This is a genomic window from Flavobacterium sp. XS2P24, assembly GCF_030010285.1.
Taxonomy (GTDB): Bacteria; Bacteroidota; Bacteroidia; order Flavobacteriales; family Flavobacteriaceae; genus Flavobacterium; species Flavobacterium algoritolerans.
This window is the reverse complement of the sequence record NZ_JASCRU010000040.1, coordinates 1-19,528: the sequence shown is the minus strand read 5'-3', so window position 1 is coordinate 19,528 and position 19,528 is coordinate 1. Positions and strand designations below refer to the sequence as shown.

Genomic DNA, 19,528 nt, shown 5'->3' with positions numbered 1-19,528 from the left:
AAAACTAATTCTACACATTCTAACTTAAATGCATAATCATACTTTACTTTTTTTTCCATAAAAATGCCCCAAATAGTGTCTAACTTTTTGGGGCATGTTCATTGTGAGGCTTTTTTTATTCGTTATCCAGATCCAGATTTTCATTAAATGCAGATGGTAATAAAGTAGGGATGAATTTGATTAAAATAGGCAACAATAAACTACCTCCTGGAAGTAAAAATATGGTCAACGAAGGAACGGTTTTACAAATTTCCAACAGTTGTTTTTTGACTTTTTTCTTTTCTTTTTCGTCCAAATCTCTTCGAGTAGAATAGGCTAATAATACCATTAACTCTTTGCTTTGCACAATTTCCTTTATCAATCTGTTTTTATTACGGCTTATGAGCGTAACAACACTTTGAGTCGTTTGATCGTAAAAATGTTTGACAGGATTTGAATAGTTGAAATACGGTATTTCTTTTTTATGTTTCGTTATAAACGCATCGGTGCTCTCTATGCTTTGCTTTACAAAATCATCTGAAACCGATACTGTTTCAGCTAATGAATGCAAAAAGTAAGCCTCATTATTCTCTATTTTGCCATCACTCCATAAAGCCATTCCGGCAATATCTATCAAATAATATTGTTCTAATTCATTCGTAAAATAATCCAATTGCAGTGTTTCCAGACTTTGTACAGAGATTCGGGAAAATTTACTGTAGCGTATGGAAGCTTCAAAAAGTTTTATCAATAAATCATCGTATTGTGATTTTTTAGATTTAATTTTTAAAGCGAGTGTCACAATATTTACAATTGTCTCTTCAATTTTCTTTAGGTATTTTTCCGGAATTTCGCCATGTATTAAGTATTGGCGAAAAGCCAAAACATCTATAAAAAGCAACGCATTGGTTACCAAATGGGAGAAATTTTTACTGATGATACTATCGTTTGTTTGGACACGCTCATCAATTATTTTTTCCAGCGTTAAGGAAAGGGAATTTTTAGGCAGTATTTTTTTAAACAAATTGAAACCTTGTGGATTCATTTGATTGTAAAACGTAACTGTTTGTTTAATGAAATTCTCGGAACTGATTTCGTCATTGGTCAAGCAAAAAACACCGTATAAAGTATTTAATAGTGCAACTTTAGAAATCTCTTCTTTAAACCAACCTTTGGTTTCAATTGTATTTACGGTATCAAATGTGATTATATGGCCATAAATAAATCCTGTTTCTCTAACTTTTTGATAAAATGTATCCGTAGTTTTAGAAACCGTTTTCTCTGAAATTTTTTGTTCAATAAAAAATTTATCTATCCAACCTGATGCCGAAGGGTTAATCATTGCTTTAATTTGAAGGTACAAAGCTATACTTTTTTGCGGTAGTTTTAACGGTGCTTTTTAGTTTAACACAGATACTACAATTAATTAGTATTGTTTTTTTAGTTTTAAACAAGATAAATTTAATTGTTATAATTTTTGATGAAAAACACTCAGAATCAAACCGTATTTCCATTGCAATGATTGACAATGGATATTAATAAAAATAGGATTTTGATGCAAGAGGGGTCTATATAAAAGAAGCACTGAATTACTATTAAAACAGGGCTTCTATTGGTATCTAAGAATTGAATAAAGCTTCAGCGGCATCCCAATTGACTACATTCCAAAAAGAAGCAACATAATCAGCTCTGCGGTTTTGATTTTTTAGATAATAAGCATGTTCCCAAACGTCTAAAGCTAAAACGGGTTTTCCTTTTAATCCTTTACCACGCAAACTCATCAATGGATTGTCTTGATTTGGTGTTGAACCGATAACTAATTTGCCATCTTGAACTACTAGCCATGCCCAACCGGAACCAAATCGTTTCATGGAAGCATCACTGAATTGTTTTTTAAATTCATCAAAAGAACCAAAAGTAGCAGTTATAGCGTCGCCTAATTTCCCTTTTGGAGTACCACCGCCATTTGGTTTCATTAAACTCCAAAACAAACTGTGATTGTAATGTCCGCCACCATTATTGCGAATCGCTTCTGGAAATTTCGACATTTTTCCGAATATGTTTTCCAGTGATTTAGAATGTTCAACTAAGTTTTTATCCAAAATTTCAATCGCCTTGTTCAAGTTTGTCACATAAGCTTGATGGTGTTTGCTATAGTGAATTTCCATGGTCATTTTATCAATATGAGGCTCTAAAGCATCGTAAGCGTAAGGTAATTTTGGAAGGCTATAGTTTCCTTGAAAATCGAGAGTGTCTAATTCAGATATTTGATTTTCTAATTTTAAAGGGTTTTCAGATGCAAAAGCAGTATTAAATAAGCTAGAACCAATGATTGTTCCTGTCGAAAGTATTGCTGTTTGTTTTAAAAAATTTCTTCGTGTATTATTATTTTCCATAGGTTGAAAATTTATCCTAAAAAGGTTATTAAAGTAGGACATAAATTTAAACATTAAAACATAGGGATGGGTTAATAAAGACTTAAAATTTGGTTAGTTTTTTGTTTACAACATATTTGAAACACCTTAAATGTATAGGAATTATGTAAATTTCATTTCAGATTTATATAAAATATCTTTGTAATTTTGGGAACACACTCAAATCGGATAGCCTTAAAAAGGGATTCTGTTTTTTGTAAATAAATGAAAATCAGAATATCTAAATTTTTTCGTTTGAAAGAATATAAAAATATAAAAATGAAACATAAAGAAATAGCCTTGACAAGTTGGAGTTTACTGAAGCGTACCTATCAGGAATTTGATGATGACAATGCCATAAAATTAAGTGCCTCATTGTCCTATTATACGATTTTTTCGTTGCCTCCATTGTTAATTATTATTTTGTCAATTTTCAGCTTTTTTTTTGGAAGAGAAGCGGTCACAGGAAGATTCTTTGGACAAATTAATGGGATGGTTGGGAATGAAGCTGCAATCCAAATTCAAGAAACAATTAAGAATATTGAATTGTCGGATAGCAATACATTTGCGGCTGTTTTTGGAGGGATTATGTTACTTATAGGCGCATCAGGTGTGTTTGCCGAAATACAAAGTTCCATCAACTTTATCTGGGGTTTAAAAGCAAAACCCAATAAAGGAGTCATGAAATTTATTAAAAATAGACTAATGTCATTTTCGATGATTGCTTCTGTTGGTTTTTTGCTGATGGTGAGTTTGATGGTTAATACCGTGATGGATGTTATTAACACGCGATTGCTTGTTTACTTTCCTGATACTACGGTTTATATATTTTATATTTTCAATGTATTAATTTTATTTGCAACGACTACAATTCTGTTTTCAATTATTTTCAAAACGTTGCCTGATGGAAATATAGACTGGAAAGATGCTTTGATAGGTTCCAGTTTCACTTCGTTTTTCTTTATGTTTGGTAAGTTTGCCATTGGATTTTATTTAGGAAGTTCAACTGTTGCAACTGTTTACGGAGCAGCGGGTTCTATTATCATCATTTTGATTTGGGTGTATTATTCGGCAATAATCCTATATTTTGGTGCTGAATTCACTAAAGTATATGCTAATGCGCATGGAAATAAAATTATTCCAAATGGGTATGCTGTCGCAATTAAGGTAGAAGTTGTAGAGGTGAAAAAGAGTTAAATTTATATTTCTGATTTTAAGGTTTGAAGGATTTAAAAGATAGTTTTGTAAGACTCTTTTTTTTGTAATTTTTTTTGAAAAACGATACATTGGCAATGTTTTTGCACTATAGAAAAAAATATAAAAATCAAAAATGGATCACATGAGAAAAATAATTCTGTCGCTTACGGTTATATGTTTAGCATTTATTTCTTGCAATTCGGTTAAAACAATCACAGGCAAAACAGCTTCACTTGAAGGAACTTGGGAATTGAATTATGTTACAGGACCAAGAATAGCTTTTAATGGATTGTACCCAAATAAAAAACCAACTATTATCTTTGACTTGAAAGAAAATCGTTTTTCAGGAAATACCAGTTGTAACAATTACACGGGAAAATTAAGTGTTAATGGAAATACAATCAGTTTCAAAGAGCCAATGGCGGTAACCAGAATGATGTGTCTTGATGGTCAAGGTGAAAGTGTGTACTTATCAACTTTAGAGAAAATTGATTCTTACTCCATTTCAGAAGATGGAAAAACTTTAAATTTTATCATGGGCGATATCGCTATGATGCGTTTTGAGAAAAAATAAATTCAGAGTTTTAGTTTAATCTGCTTTTCAGAACCTATTAGCATATATTTAATATTGGTTTTTGAAACATTACTGTCAAAACATTAAAAATGAATGTCATGAAAATAAAACGAACAATTTCAGTGATTTTTCTGTCACTTATAATGGCTGCTGGTTACAGTCAGGAAAAAAGTAAGAAACAATTAAGAGAAGAGCGCAAAATAGAGAAGCAAAAACAAACAGCGGCTTTGGTTGATTCTAAAGAGTTTGTTTTTGTTGGCAGAACAGCTTTGCCTCAGGGATTTAGAACAATGGATTTGACTACGAATCCTAATTATGTACAATTTCGTCCTGATAATATCAAGAGCGAGATGCCTTTTTTTGGCAGAGCATTTAGTGGAGTTGGTTATGGAAGTGATGTAGGATTACATTTTGAAGGAACGCCTAGAGAATTTAGCGTCGAGAAAGGTAAAAAATCCTATCAGATAAAAGCAGTTGTCAGAGGAGAGAAGGATACCTATACGTTGTTGCTTTCTGTTTTCTTTGAGGGCAGTGCGACACTTTCCATTAGTTCCAATAACCGTAGTACGATTTCATATAATGGCGATATTACAGCAATTGAGAAAATAGAAGCGAAGTAGTTTAACTACGGAAGCAATAAAAAAAACCGTCTTGTTTTCAGGAACAAGGCGGTTTTTTTAACAAATAAAATTACTAAAAACTATCTTCTAATTAAAAACAATATTCATTTTCAGCCACTAATTTTGAAGTGATTATTTCTCTTAATCCTACAATATTTGGCATGTTCGTGTATTTTGTAAAACGACGTAATCCCATTAACATCATGCGTTGTTCATCACCTTCAGCAAAAGAGATTACACTTTCTTTTCCTTTTTGAGTAACGATATCTACCGCTTTGTATAAGTATAATTTTGCCATTGCAATTTGCTCTTGCACTTTGGCTTCGCCTTCTTTTTTCGCTAATTTTTCAGTTCTAAGAATAGTACTTTCAGCCATATAGATTTCAATCAAAATATCAGAAGCTGCCATCAATAATTGTTGGTGAGAATCTAAATCCGGACCGTATTTTTGAACAGCTCCACCAGCAACCATTAAGAATGCTTTTTTCAATTTGCCAATCATTTCTTTTTCCTCTGCAAATAACTCAGAATAATCAGGAGTTTCAAATGATGGAATTCCCATTAATTCTTCTTGTACTTTTGATGCAGGTCCAAGTAAATCAACATGTCCTTTCATTGCTTTTTTAATCAACATTCCTACAGATAGCATTCTGTTGATTTCATTTGTTCCTTCGTAGATACGAGCAATTCGGGCATCTCTCCAAGCACTTTCCATCGGAGTGTCTTCAGAGAATCCCATTCCACCAAAGATTTGAATTCCTTCATCGGCACAGTTTTGAACATCTTCAGAAACGGCCACTTTAAGAATAGAACATTCAATAGCATATTCTTCAACTCCTTTTAGCTCTGCTTCTTGATGAGAAGATCCTTCTCCTTCGCGAGCTATAATTCTATCTTCAATATCTTTTGCTGCTCTGTAAGAAGCACTTTCTCCGGCATAACAGCTCGTTGCCATTTCTGCTAATTTTGCACGAATGGCACCAAACTGAGAGATTGGAGTGTTAAACTGGATTCTTTCATTAGCATATTGTACAGAACTTGCAATCACTCTTCTTTGAGCGTCTAAGCAAGCTGCTGCTAATTTGATACGACCTACGTTCAAAGCATTCATTGCTATTTTGAAACCGTTTCCTCTTTCTGACAGCATGTTTTCAACAGGAACTTTCGTTTCACTGAAGAAAACCTGACGCGTAGAAGATGCGCGAATCCCTAATTTATGCTCTTCTTCACCCATAGAAATTCCGTTATCAGCGGTGTTTTCTAAGATGAAACCTGTAATGTTTTTATCATCACCAATACGTGCAAAAACGATAAATACAGAGCAAAATCCAGCATTCGAAATCCACATTTTTTGTCCTGTGATTTTATAATGCGTTCCATCTTCAGATAAAACTGCTTTTGTTTTTCCAGAATTGGCATCAGATCCTGCGCCTGGTTCTGTCAAACAATAGGCACCAAACCATTCGCCAGAAGCTAATTTAGGAACGTATTTTTGTTTTTGTTCTTCTGTTCCGTACAAAGTGATTGGCATTGTTCCAATTCCGGTGTGTGCTCCAAAAGCAGTTGAGAAGGATCCCGTTGCTCCCGAAATATAATCACAAACAAGCATTGTGGAAACAAATCCCATTCCTAATCCACCATAAGCTTCAGGAACAGCAACTCCAAGAAGTCCAAGTTCACCAGCTTTACGCATACTTTCTTCTGTAAATGCGTAATCTTTACTTTCAAAACGATTTTTATTTGGCCAAATTTCTTTGTCCACAAACTCTTTTACAGAGTCACGCATCATTAATTGCTCTTCCGAAAAATCTTCTGGAGTGAAGATATCTTCGCATTTTGTTTCTTTTACCAGGAATTGACCTCCTCTAGTTTTGTCGCTCATGACTTTATTATTTTAAATTTTGAATTATAAATTTTAAATTATTTGGTATTGTCTTCCTGAGAAGTTTTAATAATTTTTGTTATTATGTTTATTATGTGCTCAATTTCAATTAAATAATTTGACACCGAAATTGTTGTTAGGTTTGATTTGTCTAGTAAACGCAACCAATATTTTGTTTCTCTCGATTCTTTAGAAGCTATTGCCATTTTATGAATGAAATCTTTTCTTGATTGAGCTGCTATTGCTTCTTCAACATTAGCACCAATACTTGTTGCTGACCTTAGTATTTGTTTCGAAATAATGAATTCATTTTCCTTTTTAAGCTGAGTGAAAAGATTTACAATCGACAATGCAAAATCAAATGTTTTTGTAGCAATTATATTTTCTTTCATAATCATTTAAAATTTAAAATTCATCATTTAAAATAGCTTAAAGCAACTCATAAATCCCTGCACTTCCTTGTCCAGTTCCCACACACATACTTACAATTCCGTATTTGCTTCCTCTGCGTTCCATTTCGTCGAATAATTGAACAGACAATTTTGCTCCAGTACAACCCAGTGGGTGACCTAATGCAATCGCTCCACCATTGACATTGATGATATCAGGATTTAGGTTTAACTCACGTGTAACCGCCAATGCTTGTGACGCAAAAGCTTCGTTAAGTTCTATTAAATCAATATCATTCAATGTTAATCCTGCTTGTTTCAAAGCCTTTGGAATTGCTTTTACTGGTCCAATTCCCATGATTCTTGGTTCAACTCCTGCTGAAGCAAAGTTTACCAAACGAGCAATAGGAGTAAGGTTCAATTCTTTTACCATTTCTTCACTCATGATTAGAACAAAAGCAGCTCCATCACTCATTTGAGAGGAGTTTCCTGCAGTTACACTTCCATTCGCTTCAAAAACCGGTCTTAAACCTGCCAAAGCTTCCACAGAAGTTCCTGCTCTAGGACCTTCATCTTTATTTACTACGTATGATTTTGTTTCTTTTTTACCGTTCTCGTTGATAAACGTTTGTTCTACGGTAATAGGAACAATTTGTTTGTCAAACTTACCTTCGGCTTGCGCTTTAAGGGCTTTCATATGCGATTGGTACGCAAATTCATCTTGGTCGGCACGAGATACATTGAATTGTTTGGCAACCGCTTCCGCAGTTAATCCCATTCCCCAATAATAATCTTCGTTACCCGCTTTTGCAACAGCATAATCCGGAGTCGGCTTGTAACCTCCCATCGGAATAAAACTCATGCTTTCGGCACCACCAGCGATGATACAATCCGCCATTCCAGATTGGATTTTGGCTGTTGCCATACCAATTGTTTCTAATCCTGACGCACAATAACGGTTTACGGTTACACCCGGAACATCTTCGATTTTCAATCCCATCAAAGAGATTAATCGTCCCACGTTTAACCCTTGTTCCGCTTCCGGCATCGCATTTCCTACCATCACGTCATCAATACGTTTTTTGTCGAAATCAGGCAGCTCATTCATCATAAACTGAATCGTTTCTGCCGCCAATTCATCAGGACGTTTAAATCTAAACACACCTTTTGGGGCTTTACCCACGGCTGTTCTGTATGCTTTTACTATATAGGCTGTTTTCATGACTATTATTTTGAATTTTGAATTGTAAATTTTAAATGAAGCTCATTCATAATTTATAATTTATAATTCATAATTTATAATTAAAATTAATTTCTTAGCGGTTTTCCTTTGGTCAACATAAACTGAATTCTTTCTAATGTTTTTCTTTCTGTACATAATGACAAGAAAGCTTCACGTTCTAAATCCAATAAATATTGTTCGGTTACTAAAGTTGGTTCTGATAAATCACCACCAGCCATAACATACGCTAATTTGTTAGCGATTTTCTTGTCGTGTTCCGAGATGTATTTTCCGGCTTCCATTTGGTCCGTTCCTACTAAGAACATTCCAAGAGCTTGCTTTCCAAGAACTTTCACATCGCTTCTGCGAATCGGTTGTGTGTAACCGGCTTCTGCCATTAGTAAAGCGTGTTTCTTCGCTTCAGCAATTTGACGGTCTTTGTTCACCACAATGATATCTTTTCCGTGTTGTAAAAGTCCGGTATCAAAAGCTTCATAACCAGAAGTAGACACTTTTGCCATAGCGATAGTCAAGAAATATTCTTGCAATACGTTCAACTCCACATCATTTTTATGGAATAAATCCGCTGCACGCAATGCCATTTCTTTCGATCCGCCACCGCCGGGAATTACTCCAACACCAAATTCCACTAATCCCATATACGTTTCCGCTGCAGCAACAACTTTGTCGGCATGCAAACTCATTTCGCAACCACCGCCAAAAGTCATTCCGTGTGGCGCAACCACAACTGGAATTCCAGAATAACGCACGCGCATCATCGTGTCTTGGAACATTTTGATAGCCATATTCAACTCATCATATTCTTGCTCGACTGCCATCATGAAAATCATTCCGATATTGGCTCCAACAGAGAAATTCGCTGCTTGATTTCCAATAACCAGACCTTGGTATTCTTTTTCAGATAAATCAATCGCTTTATTGATAGCGACTAAAACATCACCACCAATCGTATTCATTTTAGATTGGAATTCTAAATTCAAGATTCCATCTCCTAAATCTTGTATAATCGCTCCGCTATTGCTCCACACTTTTTTGCTTTCGCGAATGTTATTCAGGATTATAAATGAATCCTGACCCGGAACTTTAGTTTGTGATTTTGTAGGGATATTGTAGAAAAAAGTTGCTCCTTCTTTAATAGAATAAAAACTAGAACTTCCAGAAGCCAACATGTCATTTACCCAAGCAGCTGGTTCAAGACCTTCCGCTTTCATTATTTCAATTCCTTTTGCAACACCAATGGCATCCCAAATTTCGAAAGGACCATTTTCCCATCCAAAACCGGCTTTCATCGCATCGTCAATTTTATATAATTCATCTGAGATTTCAGGAATTCTGTTCGAAACGTAAGCAAACATTCCCGCAAAACTTTTTCTGTAGAATTCTCCTGCTTTGTCTTTTCCTTTTACCAAAACTTTAAAACGGTCAATTGGTTTATCAATCGTTTTTGTCAGTTCCAAAGTGGCAAAAGAAGCTCTTTTAGCCGGACGGTATTCTAAAGTATCTAAATCCAAAGACAAAATATCCTTGTCTACTTTTTTATAAAAACCTTGACCGGTTTTGCTACCCAACCATTTGTTTTCCATCATTTTGTTGACGAAATCCGGTAATTTAAACAACTCGTGTTGTTCGTCATTCGGGCAGTTTTCATAGATTCCATTGGCAACATGTACCAAAGTATCCAATCCAACAACGTCAACAGTTCTGAAAGTAGCCGATTTTGGTCTTCCAATAACCGGCCCAGTCAATTTATCTACTTCTTCAATCGTAAGTCCCAATTCTTTTACCAAATGAAACAAACTCTGAATCCCGTAAATTCCAACTCTATTCCCAATAAATGCCGGAGTATCTTTGGCAACAACCGAAGTTTTACCCAAGAATTTCTCTCCATATATAGTAAGGAAGTCCAAAACTTCCGTAGCTGTTTGTGGACCAGGAATGATTTCGAATAATTTTAAATAACGCGCAGGGTTAAAAAAGTGAGTTCCACAGAAATGCTTTTGGAAATCGTCGCTTCGTCCTTCACTCATAAAGTGAATCGGAATTCCCGATGTGTTTGAAGTTACCAAAGTTCCCGGTTTTCTAAATTTTTCAATTTGCTCAAAAACCATTTTTTTGATGTCCAAACGTTCCACCACAACTTCAATAATCCAATCTACATTGGCAATTTTTGCCATATCATCAGTAGTATTTCCCGTAGTGATTCTGCTGGCAAATTTCTGATTGTAAATGGGTGATGGTTTCGATTTTAATGAATTGGCTAAATGCTCGTTCACCAATCGGTTTCTTACAATTTTGCTTTCTAAAGTGAGGCCTTTTTTAGCTTCTGCTTCAGTAAGTTCTCTTGGAACAATGTCCAACAGTAACACTTCAACTCCAATGTTGGCAAAATGGCAGGCAATTCCTGAACCCATAATTCCGGATCCTATTACTGCAACTTTTTTAATTGTGCGCTTCATACTTCGTTTGTATTTGTTTTTTCAGTTTGCTCCGCCAGTTCGCTGGCGTTCGTGTGATTAAATATATTTTTGTCTAGAATTAATTCGTTGATGGTTTCGGCCACTTCAATAAAATGTTGCAGCTTCTCCTCAGAGATATGTTGTTTTACGGTTTCATTGAATTTTAGCACCGTATTCTTAGATAATTCTCTTTTTTCTTTACCAAAATCAGTCAGGTAAATCAATACGCCACGGCCATCTTCAGGATTTTTCTTTCGGATGATTAATCCTTTTTCCTCCATAGATTTTAAGGTTCTGGTCAAGCTGGTGGCTTCCATTCCCATTTTTGGCCCCAAAGAAGTGGATGGCGTCCCACCTTCTTTATCAATACTCAACAAAGCAAAACCTGTTGCCATGCTCGCATCGTATTTTGAAGCTTCTTCATTGTACATTCTGGCTACTGCTTGCCAGGTAGCACGTAAAATATAATCTATCGTTTTATCTTTCATAAGTAACTATATCGATTTCAAATATAATAAAAAAAATACTATGCATGCATAATATATTGAAATATTTTTTTGTGATTTTTTATTTAAACTAAAAAACTCCCCATAAAATGAGGAGTTTACTGGTGTGTTTTTATATTTTATTTTAGTTTGCCATTAACCAGAGCAATTACTGCGCCTACTAATGCGGCCATAACAACAGTGATTGCAACATCTAACCCCATAGTTTGATAATTGACTTCAGCTGTCATAGAATTCATAAAGAAATTACTGTATAGGGACATGAATAATCCAATAACGGCACCGGCTTTTAAACCTGTCGCTACATTCGAAATTCCTGCCCATTTCGTAAAAATGTAAGAGACGAAAAATCCAAAAGTCATGCATCCTAAAAATATGAATAGCATGTTTTCATTTCCATTAGTAGGGAATGAGTTTTTAAATAGAATTCCGTAAAACAACCATCCTAATAGAAATTCGACGATACCACCTACAATGCCCGAAACTAAAAAGTTTTTTACATTCATAATGTTTGGTTTTATTGGTTAATACAATAAAGGTATTAAAAAATAACAAAATAACAGATAAAGTGTTAAAAAACAATTGAATATGAAATTTTAGGTAATTTAAACGAGTTAAATATTTGTTTCTTGGGCGTATCCCTACGGGTCGGGCTGTACGTTATATCTTTTATTACGCTACCACTCCATAAAAGGATGCCACTTCCATCCCTTACGCGAAAACTGCTGAGAAGAAGTAATTGTGATTTGTAGTTAAATTGGTGGGATTATAGATTTACGTAATTGTAAGTAGTTTATTATAGTTATTTTTGAGGAAATAAAGGCGACCATATTTGATAGGAATGGTAAAAATAATTTAGTTGTTTTATCGATATAATATATGAGCAATTATTTTTTTAAGGAATGATTGCTTAGAGCTTTAGAATATTCAAATGATTTATCATATTTTTGTTCAATAAAAAATAGAAATGGCAGCAGCAGACCAAATAAAATCCTTGATTAAGTCTTTTGGAGATGATGATGAAAGTCGTTTCTTTTCAATCGCTTTGCAAATAGCTGCTACCGAAGCAAAGCAGGGGCATACTACATTTGCTCAAGAGCTAAAGAAATTAATTGACCAAGCAAAAAAAGAAAGGTCTATAAATGTAATTCAGCAAAAAGCACTTCCATTAAATTTACCAAAAAGAGAGTTACAAGAATTAATTGAGGTTTTTCAACCAAAAATTAATTTAAGTGATATGGTACTAGATGAAAATATAAAGAATACACTTTACAAAGTTATTAAAGAACAAGAAAAGTGGCAGATTTTGAAATCTCATAATTTGGAACCAAAACGTAAATTATTATTGACAGGAGCGCCTGGAACAGGGAAAACAATGACAGCACAAGCAATTGCAGGTGAATTAGGTATAACTGTTTTTATAATAAGATTAGATGGATTGATGTCTAAATATTTAGGAGAATCTATTGCCAAACTTAGATTGATTTTTGATGCAATGAATGACCAAAGAGCAGTCTATCTTTTTGATGAGTTTGATTCTATAGGTTCTCATAGAAATCAAAATCAAGATATTGGAGAGGTAAAAAGAGTTTTAAACTCCTTCTTAATTAATATTGAAAAAGACCAAAGTAACAGCATTATAATTGCTGCAACTAATTTGCCTGAATCTTTAGATAAAGCTCTTTTTAGAAGATTTGACGAAATTTTAGAGTATCCTTTACCAGACGAAAACCATATAATTCAAATAATAAAAAAACATACAAAAGCATATTCTTTTTCTACAAAAGTTGATTATAAAATCCTTTCAAAATTAGCTTTTGGTTTAAACTATTCTGAAATTGTTAGAATATGTAATGATATTATTAAAGAGATGATTTTAAATGATTTGAATAAGCTGGAATTAGCAACATTGAAAAATTTATTAAAGTTGAGAAATGTTGTAAATGAAAAATAAACCACATATTAAATTTGAAGGAAAAACTACTACAGATATATTTAAAACAACCGTACTAGGAAGAGGTAGTAAATATATTGAAAAGCCCAATGACAGGTATATTCATGGGAATAATCTGCTTCAAAAAATAAATGAAATCAAAGAAAAATTTGATAATTCAGAAACTGACCCTTCTCTAATAAAGGATGATTCTGTTTATATTGAATTTACTTCAGATTGGGGTTATAAATTGTCTTTTGACTCTTTTGATAAAAGTGGTTTTCAATTATTAAATATTAATGAGGAAATAAGATTAGTCGAAAGTATAGAAGAATATAAATATTCTCTAGTTGTTTTAGCTTGTGAAGGTGATATATCAGGTTTTATTAAGAAAATTGAAGATTATCTATCGAAAAATAATATTAAAACAGATAGGAAGACAAAAGAAAAAATTGATACTGGAGAGCCTAAAAACAAAAAGTTACTTAACAATATTAACGATTTAAAAATTGCTAGTCTAAAATCTTTTTGGGTTGATGGTTTATATTATCCATTTCCAAACGAGAATGAAAATATTTGGTGGGAAGTTTGGTTTCGTAAATCGGACGATTACATTGCAAAATTAAAGAGTGTTTATAATAATTTAGAAATTATTGGTTGTCAAATTGGTCAATCTCAAATTGAATTAGCAGAATATATTGTTAAGGTTATAAAAGGGACTTCAGAGCAACTTTCGAATTCATTATTACTACTTGATAATTTAGCAGAGTTAAGACAGCCACAAGAAGTTGCAAACTTTATAGAATCTTTTGAAGATAAAAGAGAATGGTTAAACGATTTAAAAGAAAGAACAGAAAATAATTTTGATGATAATAGCGTATTAATTTGCTTATTAGATACTGGCATAAATAATAAACATCCATTATTAGAAAACTTTGTTTTTGATGATAATTTACATTCATATAATGAGTCTTGGGGTTTTCAAGATAGTTATCCTAATGGAGGTCATGGCACTGGGGTTGCAGGTTTAGCTTTATATGGGGATTTAACAGATGTATTAAGTTCTTCAGAAAATATTCAAATTTATCACGGTTTAGAGTCGTTTAAAATATTTAAAAATATTCAAGAAGATGAGAAATTTGATGCTCCAAAATTTGAAAACGCAGTTAGTATTCCATCAATCAATAAACCAAATAATTTAAGAGTTTATTGTTTGACTATTTTGAGAAATAATGTTTTTAAAGGGAGACCTTCTTCAAGTTCAGCTATAATTGATAAAATTTGTTTTGGTAAAGAATTAGGACAGCAATTATTTATTGTAAGTGGAGGCAATGTTGAGATAAATAAGCATGAAGAATATCCATTTTTAAATGAAACAGAATGTATCAATGATCCAGCACAAGCCTATAATGCTCTTACGATTGGTACTTATACAAGAAAAGATAAAATAGATATTTCAACTGGGTATAAACCATTGGCTGAAAATGGTGCTATGGCACCAAGTAACTCAACCTCACTTCTATTTGATAATAGTTGGCCAAATAAACCTGATTTAGTTTTTGAAGGAGGAAATAGATCTACAGATGGAATTTTAACTTCAGACCATTCGGAATTAAGACTCTTGACAACCGATGCAGATTTTGCAAATGATATTTTTATATCTTTTGGAGACACTAGCGCAGCAGCAGCTTTGGCATCAAAAATGGCAGCTGAATTAAGAACAATGTATCCAAGTTATTGGGTTGAAACAATAAGAGGTTTGATGGTTCATTCTGCTGATTGGACTGATGCAATGAAAAGAAATGCAAAGGATAAAAGAAATCTTTTGAGAACTGTTGGTTATGGTGTACCGAGTATTCAAAAAGCAAAGTTTAGTGTTGAAAATTCACTGACTTTAATTGCGGAAAGAGAAATTCAACCATATAAAGTTGAAAAATCAGATGGGAAATATAATCAATATCATTTATTCGACCTTCCATGGCCAAAAGAAGCTTTAGAAAGTTTAGAAGAGAAGTCTGTAAAGTTAATAATTACATTAAGCTATTATATTGAGCCAAATCCAGGAAGTAGAAGATTAGCCACTCATTATTCTTATCATTCCCATCAATTAGATTTTGAATTAATCAAAAGAAATGAAACTCCTGTAGAATTTCAAAAAAGAATATCAAAACCTGAAGATGAAACAGATGATACAAAACCAAAGAGAGATGGTGTAAAATGGGATATAGGAACTAAATTAGGTTCGAAAGGATCAATTCGAAAAGATTTTATTACATTAACTGGGCAAGAAATGTCTGAAAGAAATGTTTTGGCTGTTTTCCCAAAAAATGGATGGTATAAAAATTTAAAAAGACAGAATAAATTTAATGAAGTAGTTCGTTATAGTCTAATTATAAGTTTAGAGACTGAAGAAAATAATATTGATTTATATACTCCAGTAATGAATCAAGTTCCTATTTCTGTTTAAGATCTAAAGGAGGATTTATTTAATACCTTCTACTAATAATAATACAAAACCACGAACATCAATTCGTGGTTTTTTGTATAATAAATAATTTTCTAAGACTTTCTAAACTCCCCGCTATCCACATCTTTTAAGAACTTGATTACGCCCGGAAAATAGGTTTTTGGGTCATCGTATTGCGAAAGATGGCTTCCGTTAGGGCAAAACAAAAAGCGTCCGTTTTGAACTTCGTTAGCAATCCATTTCATGTGTTCGGGATCCATCGTGTCGTATTTAGAACCAATACTCAAGGTAGGAACCGTCAGGGTTTTTAGTCTGGCTTTGACATCCCAATTTTTAAGTGTAGCGTTTCCGGTGATACCAAATTCACTATGACCTTGCATATAAACATATACATTAGGGTTAATGTGCTTGAAACATCTGTTGATGGATTCTGGCCATTTCTCCAGTGGCATTCTCAAAATATGTTCAGTGTAGTAATGTTTGAAAAGCAATTCACTGTATTTTGGATTATCAAAATCATTATTGTTCTCAATATCCTGCAATTGTTTTAGGATTTTAGGGTCCATTTGCGGTGCCAGCACGTCTTTTGCGTAAGCGTTATATTCCGCTGCACTCGCCATCATATTGGAGATAATTAAGCCTTTCAGGTTTTTTTGGTATTTCAAAGCGTATTCCATTGCGAGGATTCCGCCCCAAGATTGTCCCATCAGGTAAAAGTTAGAACTGTCTAAGCCTAATGCGATACGTACTTGCTCCACTTCCTCCACAAAACGTTCATTGGTCCACAAACTATTGTCATTGGGTTGGTCGCTGTAATACGAACCCAACTGGTCGTAATAGATGTATTCAATGCTTTCGTTTGGAAAATACCCATCAAAAGATTCATAGAGTTCGTGCGTCAATCCCGGCCCACCGTGTAAGAGCAACACTTTTATTTTTGGATTGTTGCCCACTCGTTTTGTCCAAACGTTGAAAGTGCCTTTAGGCGTTTTAATTGGAATCATTTTAATACCGCCAGTCAGCTGGTCGTCCCGTTTGGAAAAGTCTAAATAATTTGCCTTTATGGAATCTTCCTTTGGTTTTTCTTGACAATTAGAAAAAAATAACACACTTATAACGGAGCAAATCAAGACTTTTAGTTTCATAACGGAACAGTTTTATTAAAGGCTAATTGTAGATTTTATGGAACAAATCAATATATTTCTCCATCACTATTTTTCGTTTTAGTTTTAGAGTAGGAGTAAGCTGTCCTCCTTCAATAGACCAAATATCCGGTGTCAATTCAAAACGTTTTATTTTCTCCCAATTTCCAAATTTTTCATTTAAGCTGTCAATTTCTTCTTGAATTCGAGCAATAACTTTCTCGTTTGAGACGATTTCTTCATTGCTTTTTCCAACATCAATTCCATGGATAACACCCCATTCTTTAATAAAATCAAAACTTGGTTGAATGAAAGCTGCCGGCATTTTTTGTCCGTCACCAATCACCATTATTTGTTCAATGAAACGGGATTGTTTCATTGTATTTTCAATTAATTGTGGCGCAATGTATTTTCCTCCGGAGGTTTTGAACATTTCTTTTTTACGATCTGTAATTTTCAAGAATCCTTCTTCGTCAAAAATTCCGATATCACCAGTGTGGAAATAGCCGTCAGTAATTACTTCATTAGTTAGTTTTTCATCTTTGTAATAGCCCATCATTACGTTTGGTCCTTTGCAAAGGATTTCACCGTCTTCTGCAATTAGCACTTCGACATTATCAATTACTTTACCCACAGTCCCCACTTTGAAACCATGATTTCTAATATCGTTAACGGATATTACCGGAGAAGTCTCGGTTAAACCATATCCTTCCATTACTGGAATTTCTGCTGCAGCAAATATTCGAGCCAATCGCGGTTGTAAAGCGGCACTACCTGATACCATTAAATCAAGATTGCCACCCAAACCTTCTTTCCATTTGCTAAAAATAAGTTTGCGAGCAATTTTGAGTTGGAACTCATACCAAAAACCATTTTTACCGTAAGGTTCATAACGCAATCCTAAATCTATCGCCCAAAAGAATAAACTCTTTTTGATACCTGTTAGCTCTGTACCTTTGGCGTAAATTTTATCGTATACTTTTTCTAAAAGCCTTGGAACAGCTGTAATAACAGTTGGTCTAACTTCTTTTAGATTGTCACTAATTTTATCAATTGATTCCCCAAAATATACCGAAACTCCGTAATATTGGTATAAATACAAAATCATTCTTTCGAAAATATGGCAAATAGGAAGGAAACTCAATGCACGGCTTTTTCCTGCTTCAAAAGGAATTCTGGAAGCACTGTCCAGCACATTTGAGACAATGTTTTTATGCGAAAGCATAACTCCTTTTGGTTTTCCGGTGGTTCCCGAAGTATAAATTATAGTTGCTAAATCTTCTGTTTTTACATTGTTTTTACGGTCTTCAACTTCACTTTGATTGCCTGTGTCTACACCATGAATTAATAATTCATTCCAGTTTTTGCAACCTTCAATTTCGTTGAACGAATAGACTTCTTTTACATTCGGAATTTTATTTCGAATCAAATTTACTTTGCGCAGTACTTCGGCATCCGATACAAAACAATATATGGCACCGGAATGATTCAGGATATATTCATAATCATCTTCGGAAATGGTTGGGTAAATAGGAACGGTTTGCGCGCCGGTTTGCAACACACCAATATCCATAATATTCCATTCGGTTCTATTATTAGTAGAAATAATGGCAATTTTATCGTCTTTTTGAACGTTCATTTTCAAGAGCGCCCTCGAAACTGCATTAGCTTTAGCGATGTATTCTTGAGTTGAAGTTTTTATCCAAACTCCATTTTGCTTAGTTGTTAAAGCATCTGGAATTGAAGTATATTTATCTTGTTGATAATAGGGAAAATCAAAAAGTCTGGTTATAGAAGTCATTATTCGAATGTTGAATTGACTCGCAAATTAAATAAAAATTAATAATAATTATTAATTTTCAAAAATTAAATGGAAAATTAAACCAGAATTATTCCATTTTACGAAAACGTTTTCTTGAAATGAAGTTTAAGAGACTGATTTTAAGCTAAAATGTTCATCCCATATGAATTTTGGATTAATAGATTACTCTACATAATCTTTGCTTCTGTCTCCTAAGATGAACATTTTCTTTTTTTGAAAATGGATAGAAAAATGGGCATTTGTCCAATCTTCTGAGGTTTCCATTTCTGAACTTGTGTCTTTGTTTTTGTACCAAAGCGTGTATACCGCATAGTTAAATCCTTTTTGGTATTTCGGAGTGCCATTTTCAAAACATTCCATTCCCCAAAGGATAGTGGTTTTTGATAAATCCAATACCTGAAAAATACCGGTACCATCTGGGTCTAATTGTACGATAGGTTCTGTAAGGCCTTCAAAAAGATAGGTTCCCGTTATAGGATAATCAATGTTTGTGGTAATATAATGGATTCCGTCTTTGGCGGTTATTTTTTCAACGTTCTGAGTATAAGAATGCGTTACAGATAGAAGCAGGGAGAAAAATAGTAAATTAAGGGATTTCATAGATTAGGGTTAAGTATACAGATTGTCTGTAAATCTAGCTATTCGTATTTTTTTTGCGCAAATAATAACCTATAAAAATGTAGATAACGGAGTTGTTCCTATTTTAAATCATTTTTGACAGTAAAAACTTCATCAGCGAATGATATTATTCTCTCATAATTATTTTTAGACCTTCATTTGAAATAAAATTTGATTGTCCGTTTTTAGTCATAATCCTGTAATACTTGCTATTACTAGCCTATCGAATAATTTTTCCTCAAAATACCGTCTGTTAAGCTTGTAAACGAACTCGTTTAGGTATAAT

At 33.6% G+C, this 19,528-nt stretch carries 16 protein-coding genes and 1 pseudogene; 5 read left to right on the top strand and 12 right to left on the bottom strand.

The window, feature by feature from the left end; genetic code table 11:
- Window positions 1-115: 115 nt before the first annotated feature.
- Both QLS31_RS15480 and QLS31_RS15475 read right to left on the bottom strand, forming a co-directional pair.
- Entirely contained in the window at window positions 116-1,321 is a 1,206-nt protein-coding gene (locus tag QLS31_RS15480) for an LETM1-related biofilm-associated protein (RefSeq protein ID WP_099714868.1), read from the bottom strand.
- A gap of 277 nt (window positions 1,322-1,598) precedes the next feature.
- Window positions 1,599-2,375 carry a superoxide dismutase gene (locus QLS31_RS15475; RefSeq protein ID WP_282744596.1) on the bottom strand — a complete coding sequence of 259 codons (777 nt, stop codon included), beginning with the start codon at window positions 2,373-2,375 and terminating at the stop codon, window positions 1,599-1,601.
- Window positions 2,376-2,672: 297 nt separating this feature from the next.
- Between QLS31_RS15475 and QLS31_RS15470 the strand changes: the two genes are divergently transcribed.
- From QLS31_RS15470 to QLS31_RS15460, 3 genes are all read left to right on the top strand, one after another.
- On the top strand, window positions 2,673-3,590 hold the full coding sequence (locus QLS31_RS15470; protein ID WP_099716301.1) for a YihY/virulence factor BrkB family protein: 918 nt from the start codon (window positions 2,673-2,675) through the stop codon (window positions 3,588-3,590).
- Window positions 3,591-3,732: 142 nt separating this feature from the next.
- Window positions 3,733-4,164, top strand: coding sequence for an META domain-containing protein (locus tag QLS31_RS15465; RefSeq protein WP_282744595.1), 432 nt, complete (start codon window positions 3,733-3,735; stop codon window positions 4,162-4,164).
- Between the two features lie 98 nt (window positions 4,165-4,262).
- A complete protein-coding gene (locus QLS31_RS15460) occupies window positions 4,263-4,784 on the top strand; it encodes a DUF4251 domain-containing protein (RefSeq protein ID WP_282744594.1) in 522 nt (173 codons plus the stop codon).
- A gap of 91 nt (window positions 4,785-4,875) precedes the next feature.
- Here the strand turns inward: QLS31_RS15460 and QLS31_RS15455 are convergent, their stop codons facing one another.
- The 6 genes from QLS31_RS15455 to QLS31_RS15430 all read right to left on the bottom strand — a co-directional run bounded on the left by QLS31_RS15455 (window position 4,876) and on the right by QLS31_RS15430 (window position 11,766).
- Window positions 4,876-6,666 (bottom strand): acyl-CoA dehydrogenase family protein, encoded by a 1,791-nt coding sequence (locus tag QLS31_RS15455; RefSeq protein WP_282744593.1) that lies wholly within the window; start codon window positions 6,664-6,666, stop codon window positions 4,876-4,878.
- 38 nt (window positions 6,667-6,704) lie between these two features.
- Window positions 6,705-7,058, bottom strand: a complete 354-nt coding sequence (locus tag QLS31_RS15450; protein ID WP_282744592.1) for a four helix bundle protein — start codon at window positions 7,056-7,058, stop codon at window positions 6,705-6,707.
- 37 nt (window positions 7,059-7,095) lie between these two features.
- A complete protein-coding gene (locus QLS31_RS15445; RefSeq protein WP_282744591.1) occupies window positions 7,096-8,277 on the bottom strand; it encodes an acetyl-CoA C-acyltransferase in 1,182 nt (393 codons plus the stop codon).
- 86 nt (window positions 8,278-8,363) lie between these two features.
- Window positions 8,364-10,754 carry a 3-hydroxyacyl-CoA dehydrogenase/enoyl-CoA hydratase family protein gene (locus QLS31_RS15440; protein ID WP_282744590.1) on the bottom strand — a complete coding sequence of 797 codons (2,391 nt, stop codon included), beginning with the start codon at window positions 10,752-10,754 and terminating at the stop codon, window positions 8,364-8,366.
- Complete coding sequence (locus QLS31_RS15435; protein ID WP_099714882.1) at window positions 10,751-11,242, bottom strand: MarR family transcriptional regulator; 492 nt, start codon at window positions 11,240-11,242, stop codon at window positions 10,751-10,753. Before QLS31_RS15435 ends, QLS31_RS15440 begins: the two co-directional genes overlap by 4 nt.
- Before the next feature lie 137 nt (window positions 11,243-11,379).
- Entirely contained in the window at window positions 11,380-11,766 is a 387-nt protein-coding gene (locus QLS31_RS15430; RefSeq protein WP_282744589.1) for a hypothetical protein, read from the bottom strand.
- Between the two features lie 461 nt (window positions 11,767-12,227).
- Here QLS31_RS15430 and QLS31_RS15425 point away from each other — a divergent pair, with 461 nt between their 5' ends.
- Window positions 12,228-13,214, top strand: a complete 987-nt coding sequence (locus QLS31_RS15425; RefSeq protein ID WP_282744588.1) for an AAA family ATPase — start codon at window positions 12,228-12,230, stop codon at window positions 13,212-13,214.
- The gene (locus QLS31_RS15420) at window positions 13,204-15,660 is read left to right on the top strand and encodes a S8 family serine peptidase (protein WP_282744587.1); all 2,457 of its coding nucleotides are present in this window, start codon (window positions 13,204-13,206) and stop codon (window positions 15,658-15,660) included. Before QLS31_RS15425 ends, QLS31_RS15420 begins: the two co-directional genes overlap by 11 nt.
- A gap of 92 nt (window positions 15,661-15,752) precedes the next feature.
- Here QLS31_RS15420 and QLS31_RS15415 read toward each other — a convergent pair whose 3' ends face one another.
- From QLS31_RS15415 to QLS31_RS15400, 4 genes and pseudogenes are all read right to left on the bottom strand, one after another.
- The gene (locus QLS31_RS15415; RefSeq protein WP_282744586.1) at window positions 15,753-16,805 is read right to left on the bottom strand and encodes a proline iminopeptidase-family hydrolase; all 1,053 of its coding nucleotides are present in this window, start codon (window positions 16,803-16,805) and stop codon (window positions 15,753-15,755) included.
- A gap of 22 nt (window positions 16,806-16,827) precedes the next feature.
- A complete protein-coding gene (locus tag QLS31_RS15410) occupies window positions 16,828-18,603 on the bottom strand; it encodes a long-chain fatty acid--CoA ligase (RefSeq protein ID WP_282744585.1) in 1,776 nt (591 codons plus the stop codon).
- A 183-nt stretch (window positions 18,604-18,786) separates the two neighbouring features.
- Entirely contained in the window at window positions 18,787-19,224 is a 438-nt protein-coding gene (locus QLS31_RS15405; RefSeq protein WP_282744583.1) for a hypothetical protein, read from the bottom strand.
- A gap of 207 nt (window positions 19,225-19,431) precedes the next feature.
- Window positions 19,432-19,528, bottom strand: a pseudogene (locus QLS31_RS15400) (IS1595 family transposase); the annotation flags it as partial.